Here is a 26109-nt window from a genome sequence, read left to right as displayed (position 1 = left end):
CCCGTGTTACTGGCCCTGGAAGGCATCGCAGGCGCGGGCAAGAGCACGCTGCGCGACCGCCTCCTCGCCGACGCCCACAGCGCACGCATCGCCTTGGGCCACATCGGCCAGTTCTCCTGGCTGTCCCTGAAGGCCACCCGCACCCTCATTGGCCTGCGGGCCGGCCACCCCGCCGCCACCAGCGACCACGCCCTGGCTGCCGCCTACCGCGATCTCGAACTCCACGCCCGGCACAACCTCATTTCTGCGCTAGCCCAGGGTCCGCTGGTCGCCGACCGGCTCACCCTGTCGACCGCCTGCCTGCTCGCCCTGCTGCACCACCGGCCCATCGAGCACTACGTGCGCCCGCTGGCCGAAGTGCGCGCCGCCCGGGCAGACCTCACCGTCCTGGTGACCACCGCACCCGACCTGTGCCAGGCCAGGCTGGCACGCCGGCCGACCACGCGCCGGTTCGCGGAGGAACCTGCGACCGCCGTCCGCCTCGCCGACCTCTACGAACAGGCCGCCACCACCTGGACGGCCATCACCGGCCTGCCCGTACTGCGCCACCCGTGCACCACCGAAACCGACCTCGACCTGCTCACCGCGGCGTGCCTGGCACGGCTGCGCGAAGCCAACCAGCCCGCAGTGCGAATCTGAGGAGCGTCCCCGCCATGCGCCTGCACCCGATGCACCCCGCCGCCTGGGTCCTCGACCAGCTCAGCGACGCCGGGTGGAACGTGAACGACCTGCTCGCCTTCACCCGCGCTAGCACCCTGGTCCTCGCCCACCGCGACGGCGCCGCCCCGGTGGTCCTCAAGGCCGGGTTCGGATCCAACCACGTCCTGGCCGAACTCGACGAGGGCACCCGGCCGGCCGCCTACGGCTTCTACTGGTACGCGGAGATGACCGAGGCCGAACGCGCCCTGACCCGCGAGGACTTCCAGCACGAGATCGCCGTAGCGCACACCGCCACCGGCGCGGCGCACATTGTGCCGCTGCTGGAGGAAGGCAGCACCGACCGGTTCGACTGGTACACGATGCCCCACTGCACCGGCGGCAGCTTCCGACCGCTCCTGAACAAGGCCGGCGGGAGCCAGGCGGCCGGCCTGCGGGTGCTGGCGGACGTCGCCGAGGGACTGGTCACCCTGCACGAGCGCGGCATCGTGCACCGCGACGTCTACCAGGAGAACGTCCTCCTCCACGACGGCCGCGGCCTGATCACCGATTTCGGCGCCGCCCGCCGCCTCGATACCCCCCGCGGGCCCGCCGCCCGCGGCCCCGAAGTCCACTGGCCCCCCGAGTACGCGACGTCCTACAGCACGGCCACCCCGGCCGCCGACGTCTTCAGCCTCGCGGTCCTCACCTACCGCTACCTCTGCGCCGACATCCCCCGCCACGGGCACTCCCATCTGGAGACCGCCCCTGCCGCCCTGCGCCCGCTGCTGTTGGCGGCCCTCGCCCCCGAGCCGAAGGACCGGCCCGATATGAGCGAACTGCGCGACGGCCTGCGGCACGCGGCCACACCGACCACCGCGCCCCACCGCGCGGTCACCGACACCACCCCCTAAGAACGGAGAAGCCGGTGCCTGCCGCCCGATCGCCCCCGCGCCCCCGAGCCCCGTACGTGCACAGCCCACTATCCGCGTTAGGAAAGGACGAGCACCATGGAAGAGACCCGGATCAACGAGTTCCTCGACGCCGTCGGCGAGCTGCGCGGCGAGGACGAGACCGTCCGCGCCACCGCGCACACCTCCAGCGTCTCCGCCGAGGGCTGGACGACCACCGTGGCGTCCGAGCCCGCCACGGGCACCGACGCCTGAGCGTCACCACCGTGCCGGCGGTGAACTGCCGGTGAGCACCGTCTGGGGCCGGACCCGTCGGGTCCGGCCCCAGACCCAGCCCCGTCGGAAGGACCCCCTTTCGTGCTCATGCCCGCCATCGACTTCGCCCTCGCCCCGGTCCAGGACCTGCACCGGGACCGCACCAGCCGGATCCACGCCGTCCTGAAGGCCGGCAGCGCTCCCGCGCGCAGTACGGCCACCGTCTACTGCCTGGCCCACCACGCCCTCGAAGGCGCCGAGACCGCCGCGCGCGCCGGCGACACCGCCACCTTCGAGTGGTACCGGGCCTACCCCGATGCCAACGCCTCCGCGCTGAGCACGCCCACCGTCGTGGGGCCGCGCATCGTGGTCTCCCCGGGCCCGGAGGGCATGCTCCGCTCCCCGCTCTCGGAGACCCCGTACTACCTCCTGGGGCCCGACACGGCGGCTGCCGTGAGGGAGCAGCAGGAACTGGCGGCCGTCGCGTACGCCCTGGGCGCCCGGGCCGGGTTCGCCGGCCTTCTGGCTGACCACGCCGTCGTCGCCTGCCTGTTGTGCCGCAAGAGCCTCGGCGACACCCTCATCAGCTGGTCCATCACGCGGCTTCCGGGCACCGTCTTCTGCGACCACGTCGGCGACCCCGCCGTACTGGGCCGGGACCTCGTCCACGAGGCCGGGCACAACTGGCTGAACGACGCCCTGACCGCCACCGCCTGCAAGATCAGCGAAGAGACGGAGTTCTACTCCCCGTGGAGAAAGACGTCGCGCCCGGCGTTCGGCTTCCTCCACGCCTGCTGGGCCTTCCCCCTCACCATGATCTACACCGCCCGCATCCTCCCGGACACCGCCGGACCCACCCGGGACCTCCTGGCCGCCTACCTGGAACAGCAGCGCCGTCTTCTCACCACCACTGCCGAGGACCACACTCGCGCGCTTGCCCTGATCACCGATCCCACACTGCGCCAGCGCCTGCGCACCATTCATGACAAGGCCCTCACCCTGTGAACTGCACGGCAACCCCAGCTTTGAGGACCTGCTCGACTCCGCTCAGCGCCAGGCCCTGCACCCGGAGCTCCGCTACCCAGCAACAGAAGGCGGTCCCCAGGAGGGCCTCCACACCCGCCGGACCCGATCCGGAAAGACCCGGCCTCCAGCGCCCCGACTTCGGCCAGCCTGCTCCGGCGCTGCTGGAACGCGCCGATCGCGGCTACGCACGCTTCCTCGCCCACACCACCCAGGCCCCGGACGACAGCGCCGACGGCGCGACGACGCGGCGGGCGCCCGATGAGCGGCACCCACACCGTGCTCCACGACCCCCACGGCCTTATCGAGGCCGAACTCCCCCTGGACCGCGCCCCGCACGAAGCACTCGTCACCGCCGCCCTCGCGTGGACCAACCCCGACCTCGACTCCCGCGACTACGAGCAGATCGCCCTCCAACTGACCGGGCACGCCCGCGCCGTGGCCGCCGACGTCCGCCACCCTGCCCAGGAGAGACGGCTGCGGCGCCCTCGCCGAAGTCGTCCTCCTCGAAGCCGACCGACGCCTGTCCGTACGGCCGAGGGGCACCGCTCAGTGCGTCCAGAACCGCGCCCGCCTCGTGCGGGCCTTTTACACGAGGCGGGACCGCCTACGGAAACCCTCCCTGATTAGGCGCCAGGGCGGGCCGGTGAGTGAACGGTCGTGTGCCTTCCGATTTCGGCTGGCGCACCACCCGGCAGCTTGCCACCGAGCGCAGCCCCATTATCCGTCGCTCGCTTCGGCGATGATCTGCTGCTGCTCGGGGTCGTCCAGGGGCGCGGACCTGCGGTACTGAGGATGGTCCAGATCCATCTGTTGGGCGCCGTGGAGGGGTGCGGCGTAGCGGGTACGGTCGGACCAGGTGAGGGCGTGGTGGCTGAGGCGAGCCGTGGCGATGGCGAGGGCTTCGCGGTCGTAGCCGTTCTGGGTGTGCATGGGGTTGATCTCCCGGGTGGTCATGGCGTACCAGGGTGAGTTCATCTCGTTCTCCTCGAACCCGCCGTCGGCTCCGGTCTTCTTGGCGGGTTCGGCGTGCCAGCGCGTCTTGTGCTGGCCGTATCGCTTCTTGCCGTAGTTCCTAGGCTCGGTGAACAGAAACCACGAGTGCCCCTCGGGCTGTCCTTCCGGGTAGTACAGGTCGCTGGAGGTCTTGACCGGCTTCTTTTCGCCGTTCTTGGTGACGTAGGCCAGGCGCGGAAGTTCTTCCTGGAAGCAGTTCATGCGGATGATGCTGACCGGGTGGGTTCCCAGACCCTGGGTGGGGAGCCAGAGGCGGTCGTCCGGTGACTGCTGGCTGCTTCCTTGTTTGTTGTTGTGCAGGCCGGGCCAGGCGCGGCGGCAGGCGTGGCCGTCGACGATGAGGGCGTAGGGCAGGCCCGTGAGGTGGTTGGGGAGTTTCCGTAGGGCGTCGCGGACGTCGCGGCCGGCTTGGGCCCAGCGTTCGGTGTCGCTGTCCCCGTCTTGGGCGTGGAGGGGGTAGTTGTGAGCGTGGAAGAGGTTCTGAGCCTCGTTGTAGTTCCTCCAGCGGCCCTCCGGGTCGAGATTGGTCCAGGCGATGTGCCGCCAGGTGCCTCCCGGTGCGGGGGAGGGGATCAGGCAGGACGCGGTGATGATGCGCTTTGGCTGCCCGCGGAAGCGCCGGTTGGCCTGCTGTTTGCGGATGTGGATGCCGCAGAAGGCCATGCGGGGGATCGGGTGGGCGTCCTGTGGGCTGTAGAGGGCCTCTTCGAAGCGGCCGTCGACGACGCCGATGGAGCGGTGCAGATCGAGCAGCCCCATGAACACCGGATGGTCCTCCCACGGTACCTTCGGCGTGTTGATGGGCTTGAGCTCGTAGGCCGGCTCGCCGTCCTGGCGCTGCTCCTTCTTCTTGTAGCGGCGCTTGACACCGACGAGGTACTGCGAGGGTGAGCGCTGAGTGGAGAGGGCACGCCGGGTCTGGAACTTAGCGTCCGCAGTGGCCAGCTCACGGGCGACGGCCGTGGAGGTCTGCTTCCGCTCGATCGCCGCGTCGCTGTGGGAGGCGGCTTCGGGGATCTCGGTCTCGCACCAGGTGGCAAGGAGCCAGCCGTCCTTGGTGACCTTGCTGTGGATCTTCTCCAGCTCGTGGGCGCGGTGGATGTCGGCGCCGTGCCGCAGGAACGCGTCCGCCTCGTAGAACACCACGTCGGCGCCCTCGCCCAGCGCGATCGGCTCCGCGGATCCGGGGTCGAGGGCATGTGGGTCCAGGCCGTACATGTGGGCCAGGCCGTGCAGCATCCGGATGCGGGTCGGCTGCCGATACCACAGGCACACGAACCGTACCCCGGCGTAACCGGCAGCGCTCAGTGAGTTGCGTACGCTCTGAGGGGAGGGGAGGCCGAAAATGTCGACGAACGGCAGCGCCTTGTATTCGGCCGCGTCCTTCTTCTCCTTCTTTAGCCTCTTGGCGGCTTTCTTCGCCAACTCAGCTGCCTCGTCGGGCTTTTCAAAGAGGCGCTTGGAGAAGACGTTCCCGTCGGACGTGAGGACGAAGGGCTCGGCGGCGTCCTGAAAGACGCACTGCACGTGGTCCAGGAGCATGCGTAGATGGTGCAGGCCCGCTCCGTCACCGACGGCGGAGCTGCGCTTCTTGGAGACGAGAGGCCGGACGACGCCAGGCGCAGGCATCATGAAGGACGGCTTCTGTGCCCGTTCCCTGGCGTCGCTGAGGGTCTTCTTCTCGCTGTCAGCGCGCTTTTCGATGGCGCTGAGAGGGGTGTGGTCGGCTTCCAGGACGGCGAGGATCTCCAGGGCGTGCCGGTTGGCGCGGCGCAGCCCGCGTCCGTCCAAGGAGATGCTGAGGATCGGCTTGTCGTCGGCCTGGTCGATCATGGCGGTCCTGGAGTAGATCAGTGTGTTGTTGACCCGGCGCATGTGGGCGTCGAAGAGAAACACCGGCTGGGCGAACGCCGGGTAGGTGACCATCCTGGTCGAGAGGTAGGACAGCGCGTACTCGAGCTCCCGCGGGCTCGCGTCGACAGGCCAGTTCTGGCTGACCGCGGTGAGGCCCTCGGCGCTGATGGGGTGGCCGTGGCCGACGAAGGCAGGACCGATGGGGTGGTTCCAGGCGATGAGTTCTCCAGTACTCATGGGCCGGTAGCGCACCCGCGCGGGAGTTTCCCCCATCGTCCAGCCGGTGGTGCGCTCATACGGGGTGCCGTCCTTCTTCTGCCGTGTCTCCTTCACCGGCTCCATCGGGTAGTCCAGGAAGTCCTTCCCGGCGAGCTTGATGGCGAGCAGCCACTTGATCGCCGCATACGCCCAGTTGGGCGGGTCGGGGACCTCCTGCCCCTCCTGCAGCGGGATGTGGTCCTTCAGCGGTAGGCGTTGCGGTTTGGTCGCGGCAACCTTGGCCGCGACGGTGGACTTGACGGCGAAGGGGATGTCGGCGAGCGGGACGTCGCGGCAGAACCCTTCCAGGTAGGTGAAGACCATCTCCAGGTCGTCGGCGTCGACCGTATCCAGGGTGACCATGTAGCGCAGATACTTGTCGAGATGTACGTAGCCGCCGGTGAGCTGCTTGAGCACGGTGGTGACGATGGAGTACGGGATGAGGAAGTGGTCTTCCTCCTGGCCCTGCTCCCGCGCACTCTTCTTCGTCTGCGTGACCGCTTCGCCAAGCCGGCGCCAGTGGTCCTGGGCTTCGTCGTCGAACTCCCACACGTAGGCGTGCATGTCGTGCAAGGTCTGCTCGGTGCAGTGAAAGGCCAGGGTGTGGGCGGTCAGTTGTGCCGGGCGCGGTGCCATGAGGGAGCGTGCCTCGTGCTTTCTCCGCCCCGTGCTTTTGCGGTCTGGAGCGGACGGCTGGTCAGGGTCGGTCGGGGTTGATACCCGCGTAAGAAAGGAAGGAGGACAGGGCCTCGCCGTAAAGCTCGTTCATGAAGGCCAGCTGTTCGGCGGACCAGTTGCCGTGAATACGGCGGATAATGCTGGCCAGGTCGGCGCTGAACTCGGTGCGGTGCAGCGCGTAGTCGACGATGTACAGGTTCATGTCGGTGTCACCGCGTCGTGCCCGGCCCGCGAGCTGGACGAGGTCGATGAGCATGCCGGCCACAAGCTCTTCCTGAAGTTCGTGGGCCATGTTGGTGAACCGGCTGGGCGACCGCAGGATACGGACGATCTGCTGCCGGGAGACGGTCTCGGCCTCCAGGAGGGCCGCGACCGGGTCGCTGCTGCCGCCTTCGGGCAGGGCATTGATGCCGGCCGCGTTGATGCTGCCGTGCATCCACTCGATGTCCTCGATACTCAGGACCGGCCGGGTGCACAGGTAGATGTCGCGTACGGCCGAACGCGTCTCGACCAGGATGTTGAGCCCGCGGGCGATGATCGCCAGCGGGACGATCAGGATCTCGCCTTCGCTGGCGAAGGTCTCCAACTCCTCGCGCACCATCTTCCGTACGAACGAGGGGATGTGCTGCTCGTAGTCCTCGGGCCTGCGCCCGCGCACGACGGCACAGATCCGGTGCCGCAGCCCTTCGGCCTGGGCCAGACCGGCGGCCAGGTAGCTGACCTGCGCATAGGAGTTGACGGCCAGGATGCACCGCGCCCGCTGCGGTTCGGTCTGCTCGAGCAGTGCCAGCCGGTCGCTGAGGACCTGCTGGTAGAGGTTCTTGCCCAGGGTGCGCAGGGCCTGGGGTTTGGCCTCGGCGTACAGGCCGCCGATGCTGATCGGGTCCCCGGCACGGTCACCGTCGGTGTACCGGACCGGGCATGGTTCGGTGACGATGGACTTCGGCCGGGTGTCGGGAATCCACCATTTCACCGGGGCATGGATGTGTTCCTGTACGGCCTGGGGGAAGTAGGCGGTCGCCGACAAGCCGAGAACCGGGCGTTCCACTCCGGCCGTCATCAGCGCGGTCAAGCCGCCGAGCTGGGAGGTGAAGGTGTGCGGGTCGCCGGCGACAGTGCGGACCAGCAGCTCCGCCTCGCTCTCCTGTTTCTCCAGGCCACGGGCCTGGTAGCCGTTGATGGTGTGCCCGAGCATCGCCAGCGGATACAGCCCCACCACCGGGGAGTCCTTGATGCTGTCAAGGATCCTGCGCACGGATCCCAGATCCAGATGTCGCAGGCTCTGCGCGGCCTGCCGGGTGAAGGCCAGCGCCTCGTCGATTTCCTTCAGAATCGCGCGAGTCACCAGCAGATTGACCGCGGCAGCGCGCTGGTTGCTGTCGGGGATGGCGGGACGCAGTAGCCGGTTCAGCTCCTGCTGAACGAGCTGGAGATGATCCTCGCCACGGGGCGCGGACAGCGCGTGCAGCGCATCGTGCACCGCCTGCCAGTCGGCACCTTCAGGCAGAGCGGACTCGGCGGTGCCGTCCCTATGCTCATTGTCACGCCAGCGCACGGGCATCAGCTCGTCCAGCAGCCGCAGCTGCTCCCGGCTGATCTCCGCGTCGACACCCTGGTCGGGGAACAGGAGCTGGAGCAGTTCCCGGTCGCGGGAGCGGGCCAGACGCCAGCCGTCGTTACCGCCGCCACCCGCCGGATTGGCACGGGCGTCCCGCGGGTTCATGCGCAGCCGGTTGCCCAGGGAGAGCAACAGCAGCTCAGACATCAGACGGGCCTGGCTGACCGGCGAGAGCAGGCCTTGCTCGTAGTTGCTCGGCAGCCGCTTGGCGTCCAGGTCCAGCTCGCGCAGATCACTCGCGCGCTTGCGAGAGGCGAGGGTGAGCTCGCTGGTGCACCGCCCGATGACGTTCTTCTGGAAGGCATCCACCTCGTCGATGACCACCAGGTCGCAGGCCCGCAGCACCATCTCAAGGACCGACAGACCACGGGTTGCCCGGGCCTTGCCGCGCCATTCGGCCCCGTCCAGGACCGCGCCGATACGCAGCGTGCCGGACAGGAGGTTGGCGTGGTTGGTGACGATGACCGCCGCGTCCGCAGCCATGTACAGCGGGGTGAACTTCCCACACACCGGGATGAACGGGCAGGCGTACGCGGTGTCGTCTTCGCCGGGACGACTGAGTGAGAGGCAGTTCTCCTCACCGGGCCTGTACAGGTTGGGCGGGTCCATCAACGGACGCTGCGCGCAGCTGTAGGCCAGGTGCCCGATGTCGGCCTTCTGCTTGGGCCCCCATGAGGTGATCAGCCCGGACGCTACGTAGGAGGCGTAGTCGAGAGCGCGCTGGTGGCGGCTGGAGGGAGACATCAACGGCACACAGGAGGCGGGCTCGGCAAGATGGCCCTGCTTGTGAAGATGCGCTAGGTCGCCATTGATGTCCCAGGCCATCGCCAAAGTCGCCTTGGCATCGGTGACCCCCATGGCTACTTTGATTCCATGCAGGGCAGCCCACGAGGCGATCGCGCGGACGAGAACCGTCTTTCCACTGCCGGTGGGCGCGTTGATGATCTGGAGGAGACCGGAGGCGAGGTCGAGGATGATTACTGGCCCGTCGTGGCTCTTGAGCGAGGCCAAGAACTTCTTCAGGACCGTGTACAGGTAGTGGAACTTCTTGCCTCGCCCCTTGAGCAGCTTGGCGACCTCCATCAGCTCATCGACTGGGATGGGGATGCTGTCTTGGTGGGGGCGGGTGGTGAGGTGCGGTAGCTGCTCGTGGCCCGCAGGCCCGGTGAACAGTGGGGTCGCGGCGAACTCGATCTCCCGGTTGGTAGTCCCGTGCTCCTTACCGAGAAAGGCGGTACGAGTCCGGTAGCGGCCGGGACCTGCGAACGGCAGTGCCTTCGACCGCTTGCCGAAGGTGAAGAACCGGTCGGTGGTGCGTGCGGCGAAGCCGAGAAGATCCCCGCCGACGCGTGGGATGACTCCCTCTGCCCGATACGGGTCGTTCCCGGGCAGCAAGAATGAGCCGCCAGATCTGTCGTCGTCGCCGTCCGCGTCGAGGGCCATCACACCGAGAAAGGCCAGTGTGGCCGTCTTCATCTTCCGTACGTTGGCAAGCTCGGGCGGAAGCAGCCGCATTACCCTGGAGACGGTGCGTCGCTCCTGCATCGTGCACTTCGCCCAGAAGTCCCATGCTTGCGGCTTGCGGTGTGCAAAATACGTGGCGTTCTCGAACGCCGCCATGACCCGGCCGTCCTCGATGACGCGCGGGAAGAAGTGGCCGGCCAGCGCCAGCGCGCCCAACAGCCCCGCCTCCTCCGCCTTGAGGTCGCTGCTCACCGAGAAGCCCCTTTCCTGACACTGTTCACGACCAGCTCAAGGAAGTCCGTCGCGGTGGCGGCACGCATCCCGTGTCGGCGGCACTCCTCGGTGAGCTGGGGGATCTGGCTCGCACGGTGGTCGGGGACGACGATCCATCCGGCGCCTCCCCGGTCACCGCCGTCCGCCCGCAACTTGCTCACCAGATGGTTCGACCACCGGTAGTCCTTGAAGTCCACGGCGAAGAGAGTCTGTTGTTCTGCGCCCTCCCCGCGCGCGACCAGCAGGTCGTAGACGTCGTTGTCGGGCCACAGCTCGACCTGGACCCCCGTGCCCTCCAGACGCTCGCGTAGCACATCGAAGAGGCGTACCTCCGGCAGCCCGGGAATCGTGGTGTAGCGCCACACGTCGCGCATCAGCGCCTTGTAGCCCTCCACAGGAACAGCCTCAGGGACACCGGGGACGGCCCCGGTGTACACGGCCCTGTGCCGCGCATCCGGAGTGCGGTACTCGACCGCCTGGTCGAGTTCGGGCACATGCCCGGCAGTGGGGGTGAAGATGTACGACGCTCCGGTCTCCGCATGCCAGGGGTACAGGCACTCCACGCTTCCCGCGGCCCTGCCCCGCTCCCCGGACACGCTCACCTTCATGGGCCACTTGCACGCCGGACACGCGAACCAGTAGCCGTGGTACGACATATGGCTCGGGATGTCCGCGAAGTAGTCCATGGCCGGCGGCGGAAGTTTGAGCTTCTTCAGCGCGTCGACCGTCACCACGGGGTGTTTGACGAGGTTTCCCCGGTGCACGTCGTAGTAGGCACCTTTCAGCGACGCGTAGACGGTCTCCTGCTTGTACTCGCCCTGCAGGGCCGTGACTGTCACGCGGCCGTAGAATTTGCCCACCTTCTGTGCCGCCCGGATGACCTGAAGTACCTCGTAGCGGTAGTCGTAGGCGTCCTCGGTGGTGAAGCCGTCCCGGTCGAGGAAGCGCAGGGCGTCCAGCCCGGGCGGCGAGGCCCACGAGGGCATCAGTCCGTCCAGGGTCCCGGCCTCCTCCCCGCTGAGCCGGTCTACCAGATCACTGAAACGCACCCCATGACCGGGCCCTGCGGCGGCCATGAGGAGTGCCTGCGCATCGATGATCTGCTCAAGGCGTGCGGCACCGTCCAGCGAGGGGTTCGTCAGCGCGTCGCCGCAGACGGCGAATGCCTGTGTTGCATCCAGCCCTGGGCCCACCAGTCGGTCCCGCTGCTCCTTTTCCCCATGGGAAACCCGCTCATCGGTCACGGTCTGTGACTTTACATTCCAGATCGGTCACGATGTCAGGTTGGGCGGACAACTCATGCTTTCGGGTACGTCCAGGAACGCGAACTGGACGCCCCTCAAGTCCCTTTCCGCAGTCAGCCCTCGGGCGGATGCTCCAGGAGCCCTGAGGACGGAGGCGCGAAGCCGTCGGCGTCGACATCCGGGTACAACTCCCGGTAGGAGTCCCAGTAGTCACGGATATGCCGCCAGCCCGACTCCGTTACGAACCACCGGTACGGCCCATGCTCCACACCGACCGGGTGCCGCAGCTCGATGAACCCGCGCGACGGCGCCCGCCCAGCAGGGCTACGTCCGACCGCAAGGAAGTGCGGCCCTCTGCCCGCAAGCGAGCCGTCCACTCCTACGTCGCCGCTGATGGCGACGCGCACGAGAATGCCCCACAGCCACCGCGACAGCAGCGGGGCCGGTGGCCCGACCTCCCGGGGGATGCCCAGAGCCGCCCGTGCCACGGCACGTCCTTGACGGGTGAGTTCCACGCGCGTGCGAGGAACATCTCCGAGACCGTCGACGTGAACTTTATCGCGGTATGTCACCACTAGGTGGCGCCTCTTCAGAGCTGCGATCGACGCTCCGGCCCCCGGGTCGTGGACACCCTCCTGCCGCAGCCGGGCCTGGAGCCGCGTATAGCCAATGAGGGCCGGCGGGGCGGACAACGCCAGATCCATCCGCCGCCACTGCTCGGCCTTGCGTCCTGCACTGCCAAGGAAACGACGGTGCCTCTGATCGGCCTCGGCTTCCTGGTCCTGCCAGAAGATGCAGGTCAGGTATGTTCGTTGCCGGTCATTGAGAGCAGCCCAGATCTGCTCGAGCAACTGGCCGTTGTCCCGCCTTTCCGGCTCGGGCAGGACTGGAACAGCATCACCGGGCCGGGTGCGTCTCCACGCATCTACGACGACCCGCTCCGGCACCCCGTACACCTGCGCCATGAGGCGAACCAGCCGACCAGCCCCCTGCGGGGTTACCCATTCACGGCTTCTCACTACGTGGCCGCGCTCCAGTTCACGCAGCTTGCGCCGCTCAGGACGAAGCCCTGCGGCCCCACGCTTGAGCCCGATCGCCCGACATGCCTCCTCCGCGCTCAGACCCGCATCATGCCGCAGGTCCTCCAGCGTCTCCGTTCCCCTCTGGCGCCCGAACAGCTCTTGCGCATCACAGCCAAGAGCCTGTCGTAGAGCCGCGACGGCGCGGTTACCAGGAGTGGCCTTCCCCGCCTCCCAGGCACGCACCGTACGCGCCGTGGCACCGATCGCATCCGCGAGATCCTCAGTGCTCAGACCTCTCAGCTCACGCCAACGAGCCAACGCTTGCGGGGAGAAAGAGGACAGAACCATGCCCTCAGGGAATCGTGATGACGACGACGACGCAACCAACCATGGGCGACTCGGCGCGCCTGCCCAGGGGCTTCGGTCTACCTCCTCGGCGCTGATCGCCCGCGCCTACGCCCGTTTTCCCGCCGTCCAGGCCCCGGGCGCCAGCACCGGCGTCCACGACCAGAACGACGCGGGCGCACGATGAGCGATATGCACACCGCTACATGACCCTGCCTGACTCAGGTGGCCATGCCGAGTGCGTTTTCGGGGCTGTAGTACGAGCAGGGTTCGATCCTTTCGGCGAGTGCCCGGCGGGCTTCGCCTCGGCTGATCGTTCGGCCGTCGTCCATTGAGCAGTCACCGATGTGGACCCGTACTCCTCTCAGTCCGGACGCGGTCCGGGCGGTCTCCAGTTTCCAGTCCGGTGGTTTTGGGGGAGGCCGGCGGGCTCTGGTCGCGGTCAGTTCTGTCTCCAGGGCGCGGACCATTTGTTCGGCCTGCCGGTGTTGCCAGCCCAGCCAGGCGAGCGCGGCCCGCCAGCTCTCCAGCTCACTCACTGCAGCCGCGCCCCGGGCACGGACACCACAGGGGAGGTGCCGGGCTCGCGGTCGGCGGGCCGGGCGGCTGTGGCCGCGTGGTGGAGCTCCATCCGGCCTGCCGTGGACCAGCCGCCCTGCCAGTACGGGTGGGAGTCGATCAGGCGGATGAGCCGGATCAGTTCCCGCCGCAGGCGCGCGGTGTCGGGGGCAGGCTGGGTGAGCCGGTGGTAGGTGCTGAGCTGCTGGCGTTTGAGGTCGATCAGATCGTTGGGGAACGGGAAGGACATCACTCATTCATTAGAGCAGGTGTTCGAATAAGTTGCCGAGTCGAAGCCCACCGCACCGATCTCTGTGCACAGGAGGATCTTCCTAGCGTCCTTGCCCAGCGTGAGGTGTCCGCTTCCGGCGGCATCGTGACGCCTTCACGCACATGCGGCATGAAAGGGCGGTCGACAGCATGGCGCAGACGAAGTTCGACAAGCAGGTGGAGGAGTCCGCCGAATCCCTCGCGCTCGGCATCGGCCGCGTACTGGCCGACCGCGACCTCGACAGTATCCGGCGTACCGATGCGACGTTCTGGCGCGCTGGCACCCGCGTTCTGCCGGGCATCGAAGGCCGGGTCCGGCGCCGGTCGTACCGGGCCGGATGGCGGCGCTTCGCCGTCCGGACGACACTGGGGGCCGCGGTTGCCGAGGGCGGTTACCTCCTCGGCCGGGGGCCCGATGCCACAGCCCGGTCCCTTCAGTCCCTGTGGGAGAACCGCGACCAGGTCGTCGCCGCGCTGGAGGCGGGCGGGATCGGCACGGCCCCCGTGCTGGCCGTCGGCGGCGCGGCGTACGGGTGGCTCTCCCGGGAGCGGCGGGAACTGATGCGGGAGTGGGCGCTCCCGCTGCACGAAGCCCTGGCGCTGCCGCTGCGCCTGCCGGAGCAGACCGACCCGCGCCGCTACCTCCACATCCCGCGCAACTTCTCCGAGGATGACACGGTGATCCGCGTGGACGTGCCGGGCCGTCTGGACTTCTCCAACGACCTGGTCGCCGACATCATCGCCACCAAGCTCGCCCTGGAAGGCTTCACCTTCTCCTGGCACCTGGCGGGCCGCGAGACGTACGTGACGGTGAAGAAGACCCGCAAGCCCCCGGCGAAGCCCGCCTTCAGGGACCCCAGACAGGGGAGCTGGTGGCCAAGGCGAAGGAGTCCGCGCCGATCATCGGGTTCGGTGCCAGCGGTCGGATCGTCTCCGTCGACCTGGACGCGGAGTCCCCGCACATCCTGGTCAACGCCTCCACGGGCGGCGGCAAGTCGGTGACCCTGCGGTGCATCGCCTGCCAGATGCTCCGCCACGGCTCGCTCGTGCTCGTCCTGGACACCAAGCGGATCTCCCACCCGTGGGCGTCCGGCCTGCCCGGCGTCACGTACTGCCGCGACATCGCCGACATCCACGACCAGCTCATCGCCCTCGGCATGGAAGGCCGGCGCCGAACCCGCGTCGCCGACGAACTCGGCATCGACGCTGACCCCAAGGCCATCGGCCCGCGGCTGCTGATCCTCCTCGAAGAGGTCAACGCGACGATGAAGCAGCTGGCCCGCTACTGGAAGAAGATCCGCGAGTCCGGCGCCCCGAAGACATCCCCGGCCGTCGACGCGCTCAACGAGATCCTCTACATGGGCCGCCAGCTGCGCATGCACGTCCTCCTGGTTGCGCAGTCCGCCACAGCCCGCGCCCTCGGAGACCCGGAGGTCCGCGAGCAGTTCTCCACCCGCATCCTGGCCCGCTACAGCGTCAACGCATGGCGGATGCTCACCCCGGAGGTCCACCCGGCGCCGAAGTCCACCAAGCACCACGGCCGCGCCCAGGTCGTCAGCGGAGGCAGCGCGCGGGAGACACAGGTCCTGTTCTTCACCGAGACCGAAGCCCGCGAGTGGGCCACCACCGGCAAGACGGCCCCGGCCACATCCGACGCCCACCCGCGCCCGGTACAGCTGCAGGAGCCTCCCGCCGACTCCCTCCCCGACACTGGGCCCACCACCCCCGGCCTCCCGCCGGCCCCCGAGCCGCCCGCGAGCGGAGACCGGCCCGCCGACGCCCGGAACCTCGCCCCGGCCCCGCCCCCGGCCGCCGCGCCCGGCGAGCTCACGGCCAACGCCACTGCGACGCCGCCGACGACCCCGGCCCCGGCCGTGGTCGACGACGACCAGGCGGTGGGGCTCCGCGAGGCCGCCGAACACCACCTACCCGGCATCACCCTGGCCGCGCTGCGCTTCGCCCGCGCCAACGACCCGACCAGCCCTGGAGAACACTCGGCCTGAGATCGCCTAAGTTGGCGGTCCGGCACCGTCCCCGAAGCGCGACGCCACCCAGGCCGAGCCGTCGCTCGGTCGGGCTGGGCTCGCCCCGGCCCGTGCCGGAATAGAGCGCGCGAGCAAGACCCCGGTCCACGTGACGGGCATCGAACTGGTCGAGCGAGCCCGCGAACATGCACGCTCCGGTGCCGCAGAAGACCGAGATGCCGAGACATCACTGCGCTCCAGGCCGGTACACGTCGGCATACACCCGTGCCCGGACTCCGGCCTCACCCGGCAGACGCCGCACCGGCGCGATACCCGAGGTCGCCCACCGCTGCTGGAGACCGTCCATCACCGCACACAGGGTGTCCTCGTCCGCGGCGGTGATGTCCAGGACCACGAGCCCCGGCTCGGCGACATGCTGCTCATCGGTCTTCATGCCTCCACCGACGGCCTCACCCAGGTGCCTGGTTCGCCGGCCGCAGGAGAAGTAACCCGTACGAGGGAGCGTGGCAACCAGCTCGCCCGATACCGGTCGCGCCAACCGTGCCCGGTCCGTAGACAGGGAGACGCAGCCACGCCCGCTGACAGGGCCGGGCGGGCTGCACCTTCCTATTCGTCGGCACCCCGCTCCGCCCTGCCGAGCGACGCCGCACCACTCATCAGGCGGCCTGCGGATGGAGGGCAACCGTGTCACCGGCCGTCGGTAGCGTGACCGGCGTGATGGTGGGCACCGAACAAACCCGGCTGGTTGTTCTGCGCGGCAACAGCGCCTCGGGCAAGTCGTCCGTCGCGGCCGGCCTCCGCGAGCGGTTCGGCCGAGGCCTGGCCCTGGTCGGCCAGGACAACCTCCGCCGTACCGTGCTCCGCGAGCGCGACCGCCCCGGCGCGGCGAACATCGGCTTGATCGACCTGACGGCCCGCTACGCCCTGGACGCCGGGTATCACGTCGTCCTGGAAGGCATCCTCCACGCCGACCACTACGGCGACATGCTCGCCCGGCTGCACGCCGACCACTGCGGCCCGACCCACGGCTACTACCTGGACGTGCCGTTCGAGGAAACCATGGCCCGGCACATCACGAAGCCGATCGCCGACTCTGTCAGCGAGGCGCAGCTGAGGGACTGGTACCGGCCGCGAGACCTGCTGGCCGGGGGAGCCGAGACTGTCATCGACGCGGCCAGCACTCTCGCCGCGACCGTCGAGCGCATCATGCGCGACACCGGCCTGGACGGCCTTCCGGCCCTCGATCGGTGACACATCCGGCCCCATACGGCCCGTACTCCGGCGTGCGAGCGAGCCCCCGCGGCCTTGACGCCTGCGCCGCGGCGCAGGACGGTCGTTGCGCAACTACACGCAACGGACTCGACAGGGGAGAGCGTCATGGCGTTACGGTTCGTCGGGATCGACCCGAACACTGGTGGCGAGGGATCAGCGACGGTGTGGGTGGAAGAGGAGAGCGCGGACCTGGTCCTCCAGGGCGAGGAAGCCGACGCACTCCTGAAGTCCCTGGTCGGCTCCACCGAGTGGGTCGTCGGCCACAAGACGGGGATCCCCGCGCACGAGCGGGTTATCCGGATTCCGTTCCGCATGGTGCAGATTCTGAGGGAGGCGTGCGATGCCGCTGAACGCGCAGCAGCTGAACACCGCGACGTTCGCTGAGCTGCTCGCCGACACCCATCACACGGCGGTCCACCTGGAGATGCGCGACGTCTACGCCGTCGGCGACGAGACCGACGACTACGCCGCCTTCCTGCGCACTGGCGTCCCGAACCTCGACCCGGCCCGCTCGTTCTGGCCTCAGTGGATGCCGCTCGTCAAGGGCGCGGTAGCCCGCGGCGTGGTGATGCGCCGCGCGCGGATCGTCTCCGAGCCGGTCACCGACTACATCCGCTACGAGCACGCCATCACCCCGCTCAACCTCCAGGCCGGAGAGGACGTGCGCTGGCTGTCCCGCCGCCGGGCGTCCGACATCCCGCTGCCCGGCAACGACTTCTGGCTCCTGGACGGACGGCTCGTGCAGTTCCACCACTTCACCGGCACCGGCGACTGGGCACCGGACGGCAAAGAGCGCACCGTCGACCCGGCCGCGGCCGCGCTGTGCGCCACCGCCTTCGAGACCGTGTGGGAGCGCGGCGTCCCGCACGAGAAGTACACCGTCTAGGCCCCTGAGCAGCCCCATGACCGCATCCCCATCGTCCAGTGCACAGGCAGCCCGTGAGGCGCTGGCTGTGCGGCTCACGCACCTGCGCAGGGACGCCGGCCTCACCGGGAAGGTCCTCTCCGCCCGGTGCGGCTGGCACCCGGCGAAGACCACCCGCATCCAGAAGGGCGACGCCCCGCCCTCGGACAGCGACATCCGGGCCTGGTGCGCGGCGTGCGGCGCCGACGACCAGGCCGACGACCTCATCGCCACCGCCCGCGCGGTCGACTCGATGTACCTGGAGTGGCGCCGCCTGCACAGAGGCGGCATGCGCAAGGTCCAACAGGACTGGAACACCTTGCACGAGCGCACCCGCGTCTGCCGGGCCTACGTCTCCAACGTGCCGCCGGGCTTCTTCCAGACGCCCGGCTTCGCCACCGCCCTCATGGGCCAGATCACCGCCTTCCAGGGCACGCCGAACGACGTCACCGAAGCGGTCGCCGCCAGAGTCGCCCGCTCCCGGTTCCTCTACGAGGGCGGCCACCGCTACGTCGTCCTCATGGAAGAGTCCGTCCTGCGCTACCGCACCGCCGACCCCGACGCTATGCGCGGGCAGCTGCGCCACCTCCTGGCCGTGATGCCCCTCGCCTCGGTCTCGCTGGGGATCATCCCGTTCACCGCGCAGCGCACCGTATGGCCGTTGGAAGCGTTCTACCTCCACGACGACACCACGGCCGTCGTGGAGACCCTGACGGCGGAGATCAAGGTCAAGCAGCCGCGCGAACTCTCCGACTACGCCAAGGCGTTCGCCGGCCTCTCGGAGATGGCTGTCCATGGCGACGACGCCCGCGCCCTCATCCAGGCCGCGATGGACGCCCTGGAGTGAACTTCCGCAATTTCCCGCAATCTCGTTGAGGAACGACCGGCGGTCTCCGTAGCGTCGAACGACACCGACGCACCAGCAACGGAGGCGGTGCCCCATGAGCGCACCCACACCCCCCGGCCCCGCGCCACAAGGCCCCGGCCTCCAGCCGTCCGACTACGGTCGGCCTTCCCAGGCGCTGATCGCCCGCGCCGACCGCGGCTACGCCCGCTTCCTCGCCGCCCAGGCCCCGGCCGCCAGCACCGGCGACCACGACCAGGACGACGCGGCGGGCCGCCGATGAGCGACACGCACACCGTGCTCTACGACCCCCACGGCCTGATCGAGGCCGAACTCCCGCTGGACCGCGCCCCGTACGAAGCACTCGTCACCGCCGTCCTCGCATGGAAGAACCCGCACCTCCAACCCCGCGACTACGAGCAGATCGCCCTCCAGCTCACCGGGCACGCCCGCGCCCTCGCCGCCGACGTCCGCCGCCACGCCGCCGCCCTGCCCAAGAACGACGGCCGCGGCGCCCTCGCCGAAGTCATCCTCCGCGAAGCCGACGGACGACTGTCCGCCCCGCTGCAAGGCACCGCCCGCTGCGCCCAGAACCGCGCCCGCCTCGTACGGGCCCTCTACACACGGCTGGACCGGTTGGAGGCCGTGCTCGGACACCCTGCGACAGCGCCAGGAACTCAAAACCGGCCGAATACGGCTGGCCAGGCCCGCTGACGACGTGGGCCCGCGAAACTGGCAGATCACCTATCTGTGGAGGACTCATGATTCCGGCGACCGTGCCCACCGAAGCCATCTTTGATCGAGGCCGCCTGCCCGATGAGTCTCGCCCCGTGCACGCCTGGGACGACGAAGGCGAACCGCTGGTGCTGTGGCGCAATGAGCTGCGACGAGCACAGAACATCGAGGGCTTCAAGGAAGTCCGTGAGCGCCGTCAGATCGTGGGTGTCGTCCCGGGTGGGGGTTGGATGACGGAGTGGCAGGACCCAGGTGAGAGGACCTCGTTCGCCGATCCGGTGGTGGCCTGGGCCGTGTACTCCGACGGAGACGCCAGACCTATCGACACTGACGCCAATGGCGACACTGTGCTGCTGTCTACGTCCGGCGAGAACCGGCGGATTTACCACCCGGGCCAGATCCCGGAAATGCCGCTGCCCGGCAAGGGAAAGCCGGGTACAGCGGCAGAAGGCGGGTGAAAACGACCTGTGGTTGGGCCTGCCGGAATGGTGGGCCCAACCACAGGATCCGCCTGCCGATCGCGTGCTGGGTGTCCAGCACCTGCCCTGTTTGCTGTGCCGTCCGCCGAGTTGCTCCTGTGGGAGCTGGGAGAAGTTTCTGCCACACGCTCGGCTCGTTGAAACAGGCATGACGACGTATGACACAGCTCCCCGGCCCGCCCCGAAAGCAGATGGAGCCATCCCGACGACGGTCCGCTTCGACCCGAGCGAGGCCCTGGAGATCGACAGATGGCTCCTGGAACTGAGGAACCAGACCGGCAGCCGCTGGGACAAGGCCGAAGTAATCCGTGAACTGCTACGCATGGCACACACGCCTGACGGCATCCTGCACGACGCGCTGACCGCCCGAGCTCGAAAGGCCGCCGCTTGAGCGAGTCGGCTGCCGCGAGATGCACAGAGGGGCTGTGCCGTCAGGCACGGCCCCTCGTGGCGTCTCCAGCGCGCCTACACCTCCGCCCACTCCACCCGAGTGCGCGGTGACGACGACGGCCTGGCGCGCCTGACGCTGGTGTTCGAGGCCGCCGACACCGCCCTGCGCCGGCTGGCCCGCTGCTGGGACACGATCCGGGAGAAGGACGACCCCAAGACGTCCCCGGCCGTCGACGCCTTCGAGTGCGTGCTCTTCGCCGGCCCCCAGGCCCGCATCCACATCCTCGCCACCTCCCAGCTCGCCACCGGCATCCTCGGTGAGGGGCGCGAGAACTTCTCCACCAAGGTCATGGGCCGGGTGACCACCTGCACCTGGGAGCGCCTCGGCCCCGGAGACCAACCCCACCCTGGGCCGCGTCCACGTCGTGCAGGGCTGGAACACCCACCCGACGCAGGTGCTGCTCCTGACCGACGAAGAAGCCGCCGCGGGGATCACCGCCACGGAGACTGAAGAGGACTGACAGAGATAACCGGCTGACAGAAATGGGTTGTTAGGGAAAGATCGGGCCTTATGGTGGCAGTTCAGGTGGCAGTTCTGAAATCGCTAGACGGCGCGAGCGCCCCGTTCATCTCGTACACGCAGCTGGTGACCGTGCTCGCGGCGGCTGCCGATGCGGAAGACCGCTCTGAGGCGGAAAGGGAGCATCTGCACGTACTCGGTGCGGCGATGTTCTTCGTCCGTCAGCCCGACGGCAAATTCACGGGCTCCTACCGCGGTGCCGGCCCCGAAGCCTGGGCTGGCACTCCGAACCAGCTTCCGCCCAGCGTGCACGCTGTCTGGACCGCATACGCCGACACCACAGTGCACCCGGCCGTGTCCGCGCGGCTGCACCACCTGCTCTGGACGATCCAGCACGGGGAGCGCCCTGCCATGCACCTGCAGGCGGCCATCGCCCACTACCGGAACGCCGCTTCCCTCCTGCTGGCCGACACCAGCCCTCATGCACCGGTAAGCCGGTGGGAGGCCGTGGATGCCCTGCGCACCGCTCGCGATCTAGCCGCGAAGTTCCGCCAGCCGCAGCTCACGGACATCATCACCGAGATGCTCGACCTCGTGACCGTGATGCTCTCCTATCCTGAGCCAGACCACGGCGTCATCACCGCCATGACCGAGCCGCTGCTGGGGGACAAGAAGAACCACCCCCGCCTTCGCCCGTTGATCCAGCGAGCCGTCGACGGCTGCCGCGACGGGTCCCTAGTGCAGGTCGAGTTCCTCAAGGATTTGCGCCGCACCGAATCCGACCCGGGCGCCCAGCGCCAGATCGACGAACGAATCATCACCGCCCTGATCAGCCACGCCAAGGGCCAGGAAGGGCTCGCCCAGCTCATGCACCTGGAACAGGCCGCCGAGTTCGCGCGCGCCCACGGACTCAGCGACGCCCTGGACCAGATCCGCCGCATCCAGCAGAAGATCGACACGCAGGAACTGGGCCTCATCCGCGTCCACACCCAGAGCAACCTGCCGACAGCTTTCCTCGACGCTGCACGGGCCGCCATCAACGCGACCGACAATCTCGACCAGGCGCTGCGTACCATCGCCAGTACGCTCCCCAGCTTCGTGGACCCGGTCGATTTCGAACAGCACGGCCTGATTCGAATGCCCTCACTGCGCCTGAACCTCAACGGGCCGTTGGTGACCAGCACCTCGGACACGGACAGCCCCGCCGGCCAGGACCTCATCAACGCCCGGGTCCTCTCCATGGAGTTCCACGGGCTCCGCCTCGAAGCCCAGCTCGACCAGGTCAAGGAGCGCTTCGCCCCCACCACCGACCAACTGCTCGTTGCGCTCACAGATCCCCCGATCGCACCGGCCAGCCGCATGCGAGGACTGGTCCGTGCCCTGGACGCCTTCTGGGAGCACGACGACGACACCTCCATCGCGCTCGTCCTGCCGCGCGTCGAAGGCCTGCTCCGCCGCCGTCTCCGGCAGGCTGACGTCGCCGTCATCCAGCACGCCCAGGGCGACAGGCCGGGCCAGGTCAGCCAGCTCGGCTCCCTCATCAAGGGCATGGAGGACGTCGGATACCCCGAGCCATGGCCGACCGCCTTCCGCACCCTGCTCGGCGGGCCCACCGAGGGCATCAACCTGCGCAACGATGTCCTCCACGACCTGACGGACACCCCGTCCCGCCACCGGATCGCTCTAGCCCTGCAAGCCGCGCTCACCGTGCTGTTCCTCCCGCTCCCTGACTAGACCGGCCGCCACGCTGCCTGCGGAGGGGGAGCGGCCCCGAAGATCCCAGGCCCTACACGCACACCAGTGCGATGTCGCAGCTCAGACCCCCGGGGCATCGCACTCAAGTGCGTGTAGGGCCTGGGTACGGCGCCTCTGGCCCCGGGCAGCGAAGGACCCCGGGCCGCCCTGCGCCCCGGGGTCCTGTCGCCGGCCTCACCCGCCACTCACCAGTCGTCGGGTGCGCTGCCCACCCACGCGATCGGCCGGCCCTCGCTGTTGCGGCCCCAGTGCGGTTCCTCCATCGAGGTCTCGTGACCGGCGGGCAGGACGCAGATCCGTCCCCAGCGGCCGTGCTTGCCCGGACAGACCTCGGTGAGCCGGGCCGCGTCGCCGTCGCGCACGGCCTGGTCGTAGCGATCCTGGAACGGCCGGAGGCGGGCGCACAGCTCCATGCCGAGCTCCGTCTCCGCCGCCTCCACCCGGGCCCGTACCTCCTGCACCCCAGGGTCGGACAACAGCAGGGAGACGGCCTTCTCCGTCCCAACCGGGTTGGGCGGCTTCGGCGCAGGTGTCGAATCCGGTCTGACTTCAACTCCGTTGCTGGTCAGGGCGATGGACTGAAGGTCGATCTCATCGGCCTGGACGCGCAGGACATCGGCGAGGGTACGCACGGTGCCCGCGTCGAGCAGCGTCACGTCACCCCCGGCCGGCGCCCATGCCGGAGCGTCGCCGACCGCGGAGTCGTCCCAGGAGACCGCGACGCTCCGCAGCAGTGCAGCGACGTCCGGGGCCCGGAAGTAAACCTGGCCATCACTGCCGCGCATCGGCCGGAGTTCCGCCACGATCTCGGGCTCGCTCATGCCGCCCACCCCAGTCCGAGGCCGGCCAGCGCGGCGAGCTTGTCGACGGTCAGCTTCGCGCGGCGGCTCTTGGTGTTGCTGAGGAACACCCCGAGCTTGACCTCTGTCCCGTCCGGCAACGCCTCTACGTGGGCCCTGGGGACCACCAGAGAGCCCGTGCGGGCCTTGTACTGCGCCAGGGCCGCAACGCCCTTCTCGAAGGCGCTCACGGGCGCCATGGACGACCCGGTGGGCACACCCGGCTCCACCAGGGGAGTTGGGGCCTCCGGGAGCACAGTCACCGGGAGCGGGGTGACACCGACAGCCTCCAGGCGCTCACGCTGACCCTCCGCCAGGGCCGCCCATACCTCGGGCTTCCGCTGCCGGGCCAGCCACTTCCCCACGTCCATCCCGTGCACCGTGAACCCCGGCAGGACCTCCGCCGGGCCCTCTTCATCGCGCACCAGCTCGCGCAGCGCGGCGAAGTGCCGCTGCCACTCCGCCGGCCACGACGGGTTCCAGTCCTCATCCACGGCCAGGAGCGCGGCCTCCCACTCCGGGTGTCCGGACAGCGCGCCCGGGCGGCGCAGGTTGGACAGCCACTGCCCCACCGGCTTGTCCAGCGCCGCCGCCGACCTCGGAGCGCACAGCGTCCAGTGCTCCTCGAAGTACACCCGCGCCGCCGCCAAGTTCTCCTGGAACCGCGCATCGGCCGCCGACCACGCCATGCCCAGCTTCTCCAGTCGCGCCGCCCGCCGGCCGTTCATCTGCCCGGCCCCGTACGCGCGTCGCTGCTCCGCGACCCAGGTCCCCAGCGGGAACGCGCCCTCCTTGTGCTCGTACGGCACCCGGGCGTGGCCCTCACGCTCGGTGAACTCCTTGAGCTTCGCCCAGCCCCTCGCCCAGTCCTGCCGCTCCGTGTCGATCACGTTGAAGGACACCCAGTTCGCGACCATCACCGGATCACGCGGAGCCGCAAAACGGAGCAGCAGCCGGGTTTCTTCCTCGTTATCACCGGGCGCGGCACCGATGTATTCGGAGGGCTGCACGTCAGCCTTCTGAGGCTCCTGCGGGATCGCCAGCAATTCCACGGCCTCTTCATCGTGAGCCCGCAGACCTTCCAATACCTTCACCAAAGGCCGGTACGAACCCGAGGTGAACATATCTTCCGGCGATTCATCGGGCTGGAGGAAAACCGGCACGATCAGAGAAGCGAGCTTTCCTTCGCCGGGCTTCTGGCGCAGCGCGCGGCCGATGGCCTGCACGATGTCGTGCGGCGCGCCCTTGGGGTCCAGCAGGGCCACGGAGTCCACGGCCCGGATGTCCACGCCCTCCCCGAGGACGCGGCAGTTCGACAGGACCGCGCGCCGGGCGGTGGAGCCGAACTTGCCCAGCACCTCCCGCCGGCGCTCCGGGACGTGCTCGCCGCACAGCCAGTCCGCCCAGATCTCCGCCGGGTACTTCTCCGGCTGGTCGGCGTGCAGCCGCTTGGCCACCCGCTGAAGGCCCTCCGCGTACGCCGCGGCCTCTATGGTCCGGTGGTGGAAGGTGATGCAGGTCTGGAGGTTGTGCTGCTCCATGGTGTGCAGCAGCGCGGCCTGGAGGGCGCCCAGGCGCTGCCCGCGGACCTCCTCGGTGTGCCGCTCCTCGCCCATCAGCCGCTCCGGGGTGACGACCGGGTCCTGGAGCTCCAGGACGATGATCTGGTACCGCGCCAGCAGCTTGCGCGACACCGCCGACGCGAGCGAGAGCTTGTAGAGGACCGGCCCGAAGACCTTCTCGTCATCCATGGAGGCCGCCATCTCGCGCGGCAGCGGATCGCGCACCCCCTCGGCGACCTCCCGGTTCAGCCGCTCCTCCCAGATCCGCGGCGTCGCCGTCAGGTACAGCCGGCGGTGCGCCGGGATCTTCGTCTGGTCGTGGATGTCCGCCCACGCCTTACCCATCGACCCACTGGTCCGGTGCGCCTCATCGACCACCGCCAGGTCCACCGGGGCGAGCTTCTGCCCGTAGGCGCCCTCGAACGCCTCCACGAGCACGCCCAGCGACGCGTAGGTGGCGTAGATGGTCACCGGCCCCGTGGAGTGCCACAGCGCCAGCTGCACGGGGTTCGTGGTGGACCGGACGCCCAGGTGCCACAGCTCCGGATCGTCCAGCGGCGAGCACACCATGACCGCCGGCCCCTTGTGCCCGGCCCCGCTCCACGCCTTCACCGTCTGCGCCAGGAGATCCAGGGTCGGCACCACCACGAGAATGCGGCCCCGGGGCACAATCCTTTTCGCGGAGGCCGCCGCGATGATGGTCTTTCCCGTTCCGCACGCGGCGTGCACCTGCCCGCGCAGACCATTCCAGGGAATGCCGCCCGGCGGGATATCGAGGCCGCGCACGATGGCAGCTACGGCCCCAATCTGGTGTTCACGCAGTTTCACGGCCATTCCCGTGTTCTCCTTTTCGCGGAATGCGGCGCGTAATAGGAATGAGAGTCCGGCGTGGTGAGTGGCGGGCCGGGGTGGTGGTGTCTCGTCCCAGACTCTACACAGTTAGCCTACGTGATGCATCATCCTTACGACAGCTTCCCCCTGTAGGCTGATACTTGGTCGAATCTTGCCCCGCGCGCACGGTTCATGGGGTATGCTGGCGGGGTATTGGTGAACGTGAGCGGCCGGTTTCGGGAGTTGAGGGGATGTCAGGGTGGAGCGCAGCGGAGCCCGTCACTGCGGTGGAGCCGGCACCCTGTCAGGCCGACGGTCCGTCACTCTCGTTGCGGGGGTGGTGGCTGGGATTCCCAAGCCCTACACAGGCCCGCACGTGATGCACCTCCCCTCGTAGCCAGCCCCGGTGATCGCGCTTGCGCGATCGCCTCCAATTCGCGCTTGCGCGAATTTCATTCCGTTCGGAATTCCGCTTGCGGAATTCCATTCCGGCGCTTGCGCCGGAATCCGAATTGCGCTTGCGCAATTCGCGCTCTATGACCCGGCTTGCCGGGTCATATCCCGCTC

The 26109-nt window shown here is 68.9% G+C and carries 27 protein-coding genes and 2 pseudogenes; 19 read left to right on the top strand and 10 right to left on the bottom strand.

The features are described from left to right. Nucleotides 1-3 precede the first annotated feature (3 nt). From ACFC79_RS29845 to ACFC79_RS29825, 5 genes and pseudogenes are all read left to right on the top strand, one after another. Entirely contained in the window at nt 4-639 is a 636-nt protein-coding gene (locus ACFC79_RS29845; protein WP_376246392.1) for a hypothetical protein, read from the top strand. A gap of 14 nt (nt 640-653) precedes the next feature. Next, nucleotides 654-1550 carry a protein kinase gene (locus ACFC79_RS29840; protein WP_376246389.1) on the top strand — a complete coding sequence of 299 codons (897 nt, stop codon included), beginning with the start codon at nt 654-656 and terminating at the stop codon, nt 1548-1550. Nucleotides 1551-1646: 96 nt separating this feature from the next. Further along, nucleotides 1647-1802, top strand: coding sequence for a hypothetical protein (locus tag ACFC79_RS29835; RefSeq protein WP_376246386.1), 156 nt, complete (start codon nt 1647-1649; stop codon nt 1800-1802). A 108-nt stretch (nt 1803-1910) separates the two neighbouring features. Further along, entirely contained in the window at nt 1911-2807 is an 897-nt protein-coding gene (locus ACFC79_RS29830; RefSeq protein WP_376246620.1) for an HEXXH motif-containing putative peptide modification protein, read from the top strand. A 279-nt stretch (nt 2808-3086) separates the two neighbouring features. Continuing rightward, nucleotides 3087-3435 (top strand): annotated as a pseudogene (locus ACFC79_RS29825) (restriction endonuclease); the annotation flags it as partial. 110 nt (nt 3436-3545) lie between these two features. Here the strand turns inward: ACFC79_RS29825 and ACFC79_RS29820 are convergent. The 4 genes from ACFC79_RS29820 to ACFC79_RS29805 all read right to left on the bottom strand — a co-directional run bounded on the left by ACFC79_RS29820 (nt 3546) and on the right by ACFC79_RS29805 (nt 11719). After that, a complete protein-coding gene (locus tag ACFC79_RS29820) occupies nt 3546-6590 on the bottom strand; it encodes an RNaseH domain-containing protein (protein WP_376246384.1) in 3045 nt (1014 codons plus the stop codon). A 61-nt stretch (nt 6591-6651) separates the two neighbouring features. Then, the gene (locus ACFC79_RS29815; protein ID WP_376246381.1) at nt 6652-9966 is read right to left on the bottom strand and encodes a hypothetical protein; all 3315 of its coding nucleotides are present in this window, start codon (nt 9964-9966) and stop codon (nt 6652-6654) included. Further along, a complete protein-coding gene (locus tag ACFC79_RS29810; RefSeq protein ID WP_376246378.1) occupies nt 9963-11231 on the bottom strand; it encodes a hypothetical protein in 1269 nt (422 codons plus the stop codon). The genes ACFC79_RS29815 and ACFC79_RS29810 overlap by 4 nt, the downstream gene beginning before the upstream one ends. 113 nt (nt 11232-11344) lie before the next feature. Then, nucleotides 11345-11719: a hypothetical protein gene (locus ACFC79_RS29805; protein WP_376246634.1), complete on the bottom strand. Its 375-nt coding sequence runs from the start codon at nt 11717-11719 to the stop codon at nt 11345-11347. Between the two features lie 135 nt (nt 11720-11854). Here ACFC79_RS29805 and ACFC79_RS29800 point away from each other — a divergent pair, with 135 nt between their 5' ends. Continuing rightward, entirely contained in the window at nt 11855-12442 is a 588-nt protein-coding gene (locus ACFC79_RS29800; protein ID WP_376246631.1) for a hypothetical protein, read from the top strand. Nucleotides 12443-12466: 24 nt separating this feature from the next. Here the strand turns inward: ACFC79_RS29800 and ACFC79_RS29795 are convergent. Then, nucleotides 12467-12601, bottom strand: a pseudogene (locus ACFC79_RS29795) (helix-turn-helix transcriptional regulator); the annotation flags it as partial. Here ACFC79_RS29795 and ACFC79_RS29790 point away from each other — a divergent pair. Then, on the top strand, nt 12600-12785 hold the full coding sequence (locus tag ACFC79_RS29790) for a hypothetical protein (RefSeq protein WP_376246628.1): 186 nt from the start codon (nt 12600-12602) through the stop codon (nt 12783-12785). The pseudogene ACFC79_RS29795 and the gene ACFC79_RS29790 overlap by 2 nt on opposite strands. Before the next feature lie 34 nt (nt 12786-12819). Here the strand turns inward: ACFC79_RS29790 and ACFC79_RS29785 are convergent, their stop codons facing one another. Continuing rightward, nucleotides 12820-13137 carry a DUF6233 domain-containing protein gene (locus tag ACFC79_RS29785; protein ID WP_376246375.1) on the bottom strand — a complete coding sequence of 106 codons (318 nt, stop codon included), beginning with the start codon at nt 13135-13137 and terminating at the stop codon, nt 12820-12822. Further along, complete coding sequence (locus ACFC79_RS29780) at nt 13134-13406, bottom strand: hypothetical protein (protein ID WP_376246372.1); 273 nt, start codon at nt 13404-13406, stop codon at nt 13134-13136. The genes ACFC79_RS29785 and ACFC79_RS29780 overlap by 4 nt, the downstream gene beginning before the upstream one ends. A 170-nt stretch (nt 13407-13576) precedes the next feature. Here ACFC79_RS29780 and ACFC79_RS29775 point away from each other — a divergent pair, with 170 nt between their 5' ends. Beyond that, nucleotides 13577-14428, top strand: a complete 852-nt coding sequence (locus ACFC79_RS29775; protein ID WP_376246369.1) for a hypothetical protein — start codon at nt 13577-13579, stop codon at nt 14426-14428. After that, nucleotides 14326-15429 carry a helicase HerA domain-containing protein gene (locus ACFC79_RS29770; RefSeq protein WP_376246617.1) on the top strand — a complete coding sequence of 368 codons (1104 nt, stop codon included), beginning with the start codon at nt 14326-14328 and terminating at the stop codon, nt 15427-15429. The genes ACFC79_RS29775 and ACFC79_RS29770 overlap by 103 nt, the downstream gene beginning before the upstream one ends. A gap of 208 nt (nt 15430-15637) precedes the next feature. On the opposite strand, the gene ACFC79_RS29765 is transcribed toward ACFC79_RS29770, so the two are convergent. Continuing rightward, entirely contained in the window at nt 15638-15844 is a 207-nt protein-coding gene (locus ACFC79_RS29765) for a DUF6207 family protein (protein ID WP_376246366.1), read from the bottom strand. A gap of 284 nt (nt 15845-16128) precedes the next feature. Here ACFC79_RS29765 and ACFC79_RS29760 point away from each other — a divergent pair, with 284 nt between their 5' ends. From ACFC79_RS29760 to ACFC79_RS29715, 10 genes are all read left to right on the top strand, one after another. Then, entirely contained in the window at nt 16129-16662 is a 534-nt protein-coding gene (locus tag ACFC79_RS29760) for an AAA family ATPase (protein WP_376246614.1), read from the top strand. A gap of 126 nt (nt 16663-16788) precedes the next feature. After that, a complete protein-coding gene (locus ACFC79_RS29755) occupies nt 16789-17067 on the top strand; it encodes a hypothetical protein (RefSeq protein WP_376246363.1) in 279 nt (92 codons plus the stop codon). Continuing rightward, a complete protein-coding gene (locus tag ACFC79_RS29750) occupies nt 17024-17569 on the top strand; it encodes a DUF6879 family protein (protein ID WP_376246360.1) in 546 nt (181 codons plus the stop codon). Before ACFC79_RS29755 ends, ACFC79_RS29750 begins: the two co-directional genes overlap by 44 nt. A gap of 16 nt (nt 17570-17585) precedes the next feature. After that, the gene (locus ACFC79_RS29745) at nt 17586-18434 is read left to right on the top strand and encodes a helix-turn-helix domain-containing protein (protein ID WP_376246357.1); all 849 of its coding nucleotides are present in this window, start codon (nt 17586-17588) and stop codon (nt 18432-18434) included. 94 nt (nt 18435-18528) lie between these two features. Next, a complete protein-coding gene (locus tag ACFC79_RS29740) occupies nt 18529-18714 on the top strand; it encodes a hypothetical protein (protein WP_376246354.1) in 186 nt (61 codons plus the stop codon). Continuing rightward, on the top strand, nt 18711-19145 hold the full coding sequence (locus tag ACFC79_RS29735; RefSeq protein WP_376246352.1) for a DUF6415 family natural product biosynthesis protein: 435 nt from the start codon (nt 18711-18713) through the stop codon (nt 19143-19145). Before ACFC79_RS29740 ends, ACFC79_RS29735 begins: the two co-directional genes overlap by 4 nt. 47 nt (nt 19146-19192) lie before the next feature. Next, the gene (locus ACFC79_RS29730) at nt 19193-19624 is read left to right on the top strand and encodes a hypothetical protein (RefSeq protein WP_376246349.1); all 432 of its coding nucleotides are present in this window, start codon (nt 19193-19195) and stop codon (nt 19622-19624) included. A 169-nt stretch (nt 19625-19793) separates the two neighbouring features. Then, the gene (locus ACFC79_RS29725; protein ID WP_376246346.1) at nt 19794-20036 is read left to right on the top strand and encodes a hypothetical protein; all 243 of its coding nucleotides are present in this window, start codon (nt 19794-19796) and stop codon (nt 20034-20036) included. A gap of 99 nt (nt 20037-20135) precedes the next feature. Beyond that, nucleotides 20136-20546: a hypothetical protein gene (locus ACFC79_RS29720; protein WP_376246343.1), complete on the top strand. Its 411-nt coding sequence runs from the start codon at nt 20136-20138 to the stop codon at nt 20544-20546. 75 nt (nt 20547-20621) lie between these two features. Beyond that, on the top strand, nt 20622-22289 hold the full coding sequence (locus tag ACFC79_RS29715) for a hypothetical protein (RefSeq protein WP_376246340.1): 1668 nt from the start codon (nt 20622-20624) through the stop codon (nt 22287-22289). 206 nt (nt 22290-22495) lie between these two features. Here ACFC79_RS29715 and ACFC79_RS29710 read toward each other — a convergent pair whose 3' ends face one another. Beyond that, nucleotides 22496-23131 carry a hypothetical protein gene (locus ACFC79_RS29710; protein ID WP_376246337.1) on the bottom strand — a complete coding sequence of 212 codons (636 nt, stop codon included), beginning with the start codon at nt 23129-23131 and terminating at the stop codon, nt 22496-22498. Beyond that, complete coding sequence (locus ACFC79_RS29705; RefSeq protein ID WP_376246334.1) at nt 23128-25545, bottom strand: Helicase associated domain protein; 2418 nt, start codon at nt 25543-25545, stop codon at nt 23128-23130. The genes ACFC79_RS29710 and ACFC79_RS29705 overlap by 4 nt, the downstream gene beginning before the upstream one ends. Between the last annotated feature and the right edge of the window lie 564 nt (nt 25546-26109).

Source organism: Streptomyces sp. NPDC056061, assembly GCF_042266885.1.
GTDB lineage: Bacteria > Actinomycetota > Actinomycetes > Streptomycetales > Streptomycetaceae > Streptomyces.
The sequence above is the reverse complement of the archived record's forward strand: the minus strand, read 5'-3'. Positions and strand labels throughout refer to the sequence as shown.

Excerpts from the sequence above, each read along its gene's own strand:
- ACFC79_RS29840 (WP_376246389.1), top strand. The coding sequence starts at position 654 with ATGCGCCTGCACCCGATGCACCCCGCCGCCTGGGTCCTCGACCAGCTC.
- ACFC79_RS29835 (WP_376246386.1), top strand. The coding sequence starts at position 1,647 with ATGGAAGAGACCCGGATCAACGAGTTCCTCGACGCCGTCGGCGAGCTG.
- ACFC79_RS29830 (WP_376246620.1), top strand. The coding sequence starts at position 1,911 with ATGCCCGCCATCGACTTCGCCCTCGCCCCGGTCCAGGACCTGCACCGG.
- ACFC79_RS29820 (WP_376246384.1), bottom strand. The coding sequence starts at position 6,590 with ATGGCACCGCGCCCGGCACAACTGACCGCCCACACCCTGGCCTTTCAC.
- ACFC79_RS29790 (WP_376246628.1), top strand. The coding sequence starts at position 12,600 with ATGCCCTCAGGGAATCGTGATGACGACGACGACGCAACCAACCATGGG.
- ACFC79_RS29780 (WP_376246372.1), bottom strand. The coding sequence starts at position 13,406 with ATGTCCTTCCCGTTCCCCAACGATCTGATCGACCTCAAACGCCAGCAG.
- ACFC79_RS29775 (WP_376246369.1), top strand. The coding sequence starts at position 13,577 with ATGGCGCAGACGAAGTTCGACAAGCAGGTGGAGGAGTCCGCCGAATCC.
- ACFC79_RS29765 (WP_376246366.1), bottom strand. The coding sequence starts at position 15,844 with ATGAAGACCGATGAGCAGCATGTCGCCGAGCCGGGGCTCGTGGTCCTG.
- ACFC79_RS29760 (WP_376246614.1), top strand. The coding sequence starts at position 16,129 with ATGGTGGGCACCGAACAAACCCGGCTGGTTGTTCTGCGCGGCAACAGC.
- ACFC79_RS29755 (WP_376246363.1), top strand. The coding sequence starts at position 16,789 with ATGGCGTTACGGTTCGTCGGGATCGACCCGAACACTGGTGGCGAGGGA.
- ACFC79_RS29750 (WP_376246360.1), top strand. The coding sequence starts at position 17,024 with ATGCCGCTGAACGCGCAGCAGCTGAACACCGCGACGTTCGCTGAGCTG.
- ACFC79_RS29745 (WP_376246357.1), top strand. The coding sequence starts at position 17,586 with ATGACCGCATCCCCATCGTCCAGTGCACAGGCAGCCCGTGAGGCGCTG.
- ACFC79_RS29740 (WP_376246354.1), top strand. The coding sequence starts at position 18,529 with ATGAGCGCACCCACACCCCCCGGCCCCGCGCCACAAGGCCCCGGCCTC.
- ACFC79_RS29735 (WP_376246352.1), top strand. The coding sequence starts at position 18,711 with ATGAGCGACACGCACACCGTGCTCTACGACCCCCACGGCCTGATCGAG.
- ACFC79_RS29730 (WP_376246349.1), top strand. The coding sequence starts at position 19,193 with ATGATTCCGGCGACCGTGCCCACCGAAGCCATCTTTGATCGAGGCCGC.
- ACFC79_RS29725 (WP_376246346.1), top strand. The coding sequence starts at position 19,794 with ATGACGACGTATGACACAGCTCCCCGGCCCGCCCCGAAAGCAGATGGA.
- ACFC79_RS29710 (WP_376246337.1), bottom strand. The coding sequence starts at position 23,131 with ATGAGCGAGCCCGAGATCGTGGCGGAACTCCGGCCGATGCGCGGCAGT.
- ACFC79_RS29705 (WP_376246334.1), bottom strand. The coding sequence starts at position 25,545 with ATGGCCGTGAAACTGCGTGAACACCAGATTGGGGCCGTAGCTGCCATC.